This window comes from Longimicrobium sp. (genome assembly GCF_036554565.1).
Taxonomy (GTDB): Bacteria; Gemmatimonadota; Gemmatimonadetes; order Longimicrobiales; family Longimicrobiaceae; genus Longimicrobium.
In genome coordinates this window covers 1-5615 of the sequence record NZ_DATBNB010000177.1, presented here as the reverse complement: position 1 = coordinate 5615, position 5615 = coordinate 1, and the positions used below count along the sequence as shown (strand labels likewise).

The following is a 5615-nucleotide window of genomic DNA, read 5'->3' as shown; positions in this document are numbered from 1 at the left end:
CATCGCCAGGTCCTTTACCGCCTCGGCCACGGCCGCGCCCGACTCGTCGGCCATCAGCAGGTAGAACGGCTGGCCGAAAGGAATCAGCGATCCCGCCCAGGTGCTGAACGACTTGTTGAACGGGATGTTGATGGTGCCGGGGACGTGCCCCTGCCCGAACGCGTCGGTGGAGCGCGTATCCACCACCATCGCCCCGCCCTGCAGCACCGCCGCGAGCGCGTCCGCCTCCATCCGCGCCGGCTGGGGGAAGCCGTCCAGCAGGGCCGGGCCTTCGCGGTTGATGCGCTTCATCTGCGCGAAGTACTTCGGCGGCTCGGGCTGGCCCGCCAGCACCGTGCGGACGAAGGCGTCCTCGCTCTCCTCCGAGACCGCCCAGTTGAACAGCTTCTCGTAGCCCAGCGTGCTGTGGGGAATGGCGCTCATCCCCTTGCCGCAGGCGGAGCCGGCGCCGTGCCCGGGCCAGATCTGCAGCCAGTCGGGCTGCTCGGCCTTGAAGCGCCGCAGGCTGGCGAACAGGCTGCGCGCCCCCGCCTCCATCGTTCCCGCCACGCCGGCCGCCTTTTCCAGCAGGTCCGGCCGCCCCACGTCGCCCACGAAGATGAAGTCGCCCGTCACCGCCGCGATGGGCCGGTCGGCGGCGGCCGCGTCGGTGATCAGAAAGCTCAGGTGCTCCGGCGTGTGCCCGGGCGTGTGGAGCACCGTCACCCGCACGTTGCCCACGGAAAAGCGGTCGCCGTCGCGCACCAGTGTCGCCCCGTCCCCGGCGGCAAAAGCGTACTGCCAGTCGTCGCCCCCCTCGGCCGAGAGGTAGAGGCGCGCCCCCGTTCGCGCCGCCAGCTCGCGGCTTCCCGAGACGTAGTCGGCGTGGATGTGCGTTTCCGTCACCGCCGTCACGCGAAGCTTCTCCGCCTGGGCGGCGCGTACGTACTGCTCCACGTCGCGGCTGGGGTCTACCACCAGCGCGTCGCCCGTGGCCCCGCAGCCGATCAGGTAGCTGGCCTGCGCGAGCTTTTCGTCGTAGAAGCGCTTGACGATCATTGCAGTGCGTGAGTGCGTCAGTGCGTGAGTGCGGAACGGGATGAAGGTAACAGGTCTGGGCGCGTTCCGCCGCCCTTCGCCGTGTTGAACCACAAGAATAGGCGGTTGGTGGCGGGTGCCGTGCGACGTTGCGAATGTTATCGTTAGGCACACGACCCTGCGCGCGGCACCCGTCCGCGCCTTCCATCTCCCCAAGCCGCACCCCCACTGGGCGGGGCGGTCGCATCCCGGAGTCAGTACCCGGTGGAAAAGATCATTGCGGCGGCGGTGGAGCGCGGGGCCAGCGACATCCACGTGAAGGGCGGCGACTTCGTGCGCGCGCGCATCAACGGGCGCCTGGTGCCGCTCACCCGGCAGAAGCTGACGCCCGACCATTCGCGCGCCTTCGCGCTGAAGGTGCTGCCCAACGAGCGCGCGCGGTCGCAGATCGACGAGATGATGGACTTCGACTGCTCGTGGGGGCTGTCGGGGACGGGGCGTTTCCGCGTGAACATCATGCGGCAGCGCGGAAGCTTCAACGTGATCCTGCGCGTGATCCCCTTCGAGGTGCCCACGCTGGAAAGCCTGGGGCTGCCGACCGTCGTGGAGCGGATGGCGCTGGCGGAGCGGGGGCTGGTGCTGGTGACCGGCGTGACGGGAAGTGGCAAGACGTCGACGATGGCCGCGATGATCCAGCACATGAACCAGCATTCCGAGCGCCACATCGTCACGTTGGAAGATCCCATCGAGTTCCTTCACCGCGACAACCACTGCTCCATCTCGCAGCGCGAGGTGGGCACCGACACCGATTCGTTCCACAAGGGGCTGCGGGCGGCGCTGCGGCAGGACCCGGACGTGATCCTGATCGGCGAGATGCGCGACCCCGAGACCATCGAAATCGCGCTGAAGGCCGCCGAAACGGGGCACCTGGTGATCAGCACGCTGCACACCAAGGACGCCACCAACACCATCTCCCGCCTGATCGCCGCCTTTCCCACCGACGAGCAGAACACGGTGCGGCTGCGGCTTTCCGACGCGCTTCACGGGGTGATCTCGCAGCGCCTGCTCCCCCGGGCCGAGGGCCAGGGCCGCGCGGTGGCGGCAGAGGTGATGCTGCGCACGGGGACAATCGAGGACTGCATCCGCGACCCCGAACGCACCACGGAAATCCGCGACCACATCGCGGCCGGGCGCGAGAACTACGGGATGCAGACGTTCGACCAGCACCTGGCCGAACTGGTGCGCACCGGCACGGTCAGCTTCGAGGTGGCGCGCGCGGCCGCCAGCAACCCGGGCGATTTCGACCTGCATGCCCGCCTGGCCGCCCCCTCCTCCGCCGACGCGGACCTGAGCGGCATCATGATGGGCTCCAGCTACTGATGGATGTGCGGCGAGCGGGCGGGTGGATGCTTCTCGCGGCCGCACTTGCCGCCTGCGAGCCGCCCCCGGTAGAGGACGCGGGCACGCGCGGCGCCACGCCGCCCATCGTCTCCACGATCGAGTTCGGATCCAAGGAGGAAGGCGATTCGACCGCCGCGTCCCGGCGCTCCGATGATCCAGACGCGGGCGGGCTGGCCTGTGTCGTGGCTCGGGACGGAATCCGCGACGGCGACACGCTGCGGTGCGCGGACGGCCCGCGCGTGCGCCTGCTGATGATCGACGCGCCCGAACTGGGGCAGGGCGCCAGCGGCGACGCGGCCGTCGACGCCCTGCGCGCGCTCGCGCCGCCGGGTACCCGCGTGCGACTGGAAACAGACGTGCGGGAGCGGGACCAGTTCGAGCGCCTCCTGGCATACGCCTGGCTGCCGGACGGGCGGATGGTCAACGAAGAGATGGCGCGGTCGGGATATGCGGTGGCGCTCGTGTATCCGCCCAACGTGCGCCACGCCGACCGCATCCGCGCGGCCGTGCGGCAGGCCCGGGCGGCTCGCCGGGGGCTGTGGGCCGAAGGCGGCTTCGAGTGCGAGCCGCGGGAGTGGCGCGCGGGCCGGTGCGGGCGCTGATCCCTCATCCGCTGACGTAGTTTCATTTGCAGGAGGTACAGTGAACCGCATGCGATCTCTGCTTCTTGGATGGCTGGCGTCCCTTGCCATCGCTCTTCCCCTCGCCGCCGGCAGCGCCGCTTCGGCCGAAGCGCAGGCTCCGCGCTTCGAGGTGCGGGAGGCCGGGATCGAGGATATCCACCGCGCATTCCGCGACGGGCGGCTGACCGCGCGGGCGCTGGTGGAGGCGCACCTGGCGCGCATCGATGCATACGACAGGCGGGGCCCGTACCTGAATTCGCTGATCACGGTGAATCCCGACGCGCTCGCGGTGGCGGATTCGCTGGATCGGCAGTTCCGGCGGACGGGGAGGTTCATGGGGCCGCTGCACGGCATTCCGGTGATCGTCAAGGACAATTACGATACCCGCGACCTGCCCACCACCGCGGGCTCGCTCGCGCTGGCCGGCTCCGTTCCCCCGGACGACGCGTTCCAGGTGCGCCGCCTGCGGGAGGCGGGGGCCATCGTCCTGGCCAAGAGCAACATGGCCGAGTTCGCCTTCACGCCGTACGAGACCGTGGGGTCCATGCTCCCCGGCTACACCCGCAACCCGTATGACCTCACCCGCGGTACGGCCGGGTCCAGCGGCGGCACGGCGGCGGCGGTGGCGGCGAGCCTGGGCGTGGTGGGGCTCGGCACCGACACCGGCAACTCCATCCGCGGACCGGCCTCGCACGCGGCGCTGGTGGGCATCCGCTCCACCATGGGGCTGACCAGCCGCGACGGGATCGTGCCGCTGTACCTGGACCGCGACGTGGGCGGTCCCATGGCGCGCACCGTGGCCGACGCGGTGCGCGTGCTGGACGTCATCGCCGGTCATGACCCCGCGGACCCGGTCACCGCCGAGAGCCGGGGACGCCTGCCGCGTGAGGGGTACGCCGCGCACCTCCGCGCCGACGGCCTTCGCGGCAAGCGGATCGGGGTGGTGCGCCAGCTGTCGAATACCCCGGCCACCGACACCGCGGTGCTCGCGCGCTTCGAGGAGGCGCTGCGGGTGATGCGGAGCGCGGGCGCGGAAGTGGTGGACGTGCAGATCCCGGAGCTGGACACCATCTCCGGCTCGCTCTGGTGCGGGCGCTTCAAGACGGACATCAACGCGTACCTGGCGAGCCTCGGGCCGCGTGCGCCCGTGAAGAACCTGGACGAGATCGTCGCATCGGGGAAATTCCACCCGTCCATCGCGGGGCGCCTGCGCGAGTTCCAGCGCTTCACCTCGCCGGAGGAGGACGAGGCGTGCCGCGAGGCCGTCGCCAACGTGCCCAAGCTCCGCGCGGGGGTGCGGGCCGTGCTCTCGGCCGGGCGGCTGCACGCGCTGGTGTACCCCACGTGGAGCAACCCGCCCCGACTCATCGGCGACCTCAACACGCCGCACGGCAACAACAGCTGGCAGCTCTCGCCTCCCACCGGCTTTCCGGCCATCTCGGTGCCGATGGGCTACGTGCAGGGAAGCCTTCCCACCGGGCTGCAGATCCTGGGCGACGCCTGGAGCGAACCCGTGCTGATCCAGATCGGGTACGCCTTCGAGCAGGCCACCCGGCATCGCCGTCCGCCGGAGTCGACACCGCCGCTGTAGAGTCTTCGCGGCCGGCGTGCATCCACCCTCGAACGGTATCCACATGCCATTAACTCGAACGCTCCTGATCCTCTTGGCGGCTGCCGCATTCAGTGCAGGCTGCGCGAGGGGAACCGTTTCGTCCGGCGAACGGCGGACGACTGAGGTTCTCGTTGGACACGAGGTGCGCCCGGGATCCGAAGGTCCGGATGTGATCCCGGGATCGCGCCTGGCCGAGGTCGTGCCCCGAATCGCCTCATTGCGAGCGGAGCCCGCGGAGCTCGCGCTCGCCGTCGGACAGAGTTTCTCGTTCGACTCCCTTCGTGTGCATGCGTTCGATGCGAGCGGTCGGCGCCTGGGTGTGCTCCCCGCCTATGATCGAGCGATGCAGCCAGGAGCCGCCGTACTCACCGGTTTCGGGGGAGTGCGGGCACAGCGCCCAGGCCAGTCCATCCTGACCCTCACCGCTCCGCTGTGGGAGCAGCATGGGGGCGGACGGCCATTGCCCACGGTTCAGGTCCGGATCGAGGTACGTGCGCGCAGCATGCCCGCTCTATGAACACCCTGCCGGCACGCACCACCTGGACGATCGACGCCATCGAAGAGGGCATCGCCGCACTCGAGGCAGACGGCAAGCTGCTGCACCTTCCGCTCGCCCTGCTTCCGACGGGAGTGCGCGAGGGAGACGTGCTGGTCGTGGATCGCGAGGAGCAGGTGGATGCGTCCACCCTGCGCATCCGGATCGACCGCGCGGCGACGGAGGCCGCGCTGCAGCGCTCGCGCGACCAGCTGCGCGCCATGAAGCCGGCGAACGATCCCGGCGGTGACATCGTCCTCTGAGCTCCCGGAAACGCGTTTACGCGGAGCCGCGGAGGAACGGAAGAGCCGCGGAGGTGGCAGGGTGCCCTCCGCGGCTCTCTCTTTATCCTCCACGCCTCGCGTGAAAACGGAGCGCGGTAGACGACAGTGCACCGTGCACAGGGATGAACGAAGGCGCGGGGGGG

5 protein-coding genes are annotated in these 5615 nt (G+C 70.1%); 4 read left to right on the top strand and 1 reads right to left on the bottom strand.

Features of this window, described 5'->3' with window-relative positions; translation table 11 throughout:
* A partial coding sequence (locus VIB55_RS04895) for an MBL fold metallo-hydrolase (protein ID WP_331875549.1) occupies positions 1-1038 on the bottom strand: 1038 nt, incomplete at its 3' end.
* Between the two features lie 243 nt (positions 1039-1281).
* Between VIB55_RS04895 and VIB55_RS04890 the strand changes: the two genes are divergently transcribed.
* The 4 genes from VIB55_RS04890 (at position 1282) to VIB55_RS04875 (ending at position 5451) form a co-directional block, all read left to right on the top strand.
* Positions 1282-2397: a PilT/PilU family type 4a pilus ATPase gene (locus tag VIB55_RS04890; RefSeq protein WP_331875548.1), complete on the top strand. Its 1116-nt coding sequence runs from the start codon at positions 1282-1284 to the stop codon at positions 2395-2397.
* A complete protein-coding gene (locus tag VIB55_RS04885) occupies positions 2397-3020 on the top strand; it encodes a thermonuclease family protein (protein ID WP_331875547.1) in 624 nt (207 codons plus the stop codon). The genes VIB55_RS04890 and VIB55_RS04885 overlap by 1 nt, the downstream gene beginning before the upstream one ends.
* A gap of 49 nt (positions 3021-3069) precedes the next feature.
* Positions 3070-4632 carry an amidase family protein gene (locus VIB55_RS04880; protein WP_331875546.1) on the top strand — a complete coding sequence of 521 codons (1563 nt, stop codon included), beginning with the start codon at positions 3070-3072 and terminating at the stop codon, positions 4630-4632.
* A gap of 534 nt (positions 4633-5166) precedes the next feature.
* Positions 5167-5451 (top strand): DUF3006 family protein, encoded by a 285-nt coding sequence (locus VIB55_RS04875; RefSeq protein WP_331875545.1) that lies wholly within the window; start codon positions 5167-5169, stop codon positions 5449-5451.
* Positions 5452-5615 lie beyond the last annotated feature (164 nt).

What these genes read in the sequence shown, in the direction of transcription:
- VIB55_RS04885 (WP_331875547.1), top strand. Translation starts at nt 2,397, where the DNA reads ATGGATGTGCGGCGAGCGGGCGGGTGGATGCTTCTCGCGGCCGCACTT.
- VIB55_RS04880 (WP_331875546.1), top strand. Translation starts at nt 3,070, where the DNA reads ATGCGATCTCTGCTTCTTGGATGGCTGGCGTCCCTTGCCATCGCTCTT.
- VIB55_RS04875 (WP_331875545.1), top strand. Translation starts at nt 5,167, where the DNA reads ATGAACACCCTGCCGGCACGCACCACCTGGACGATCGACGCCATCGAA.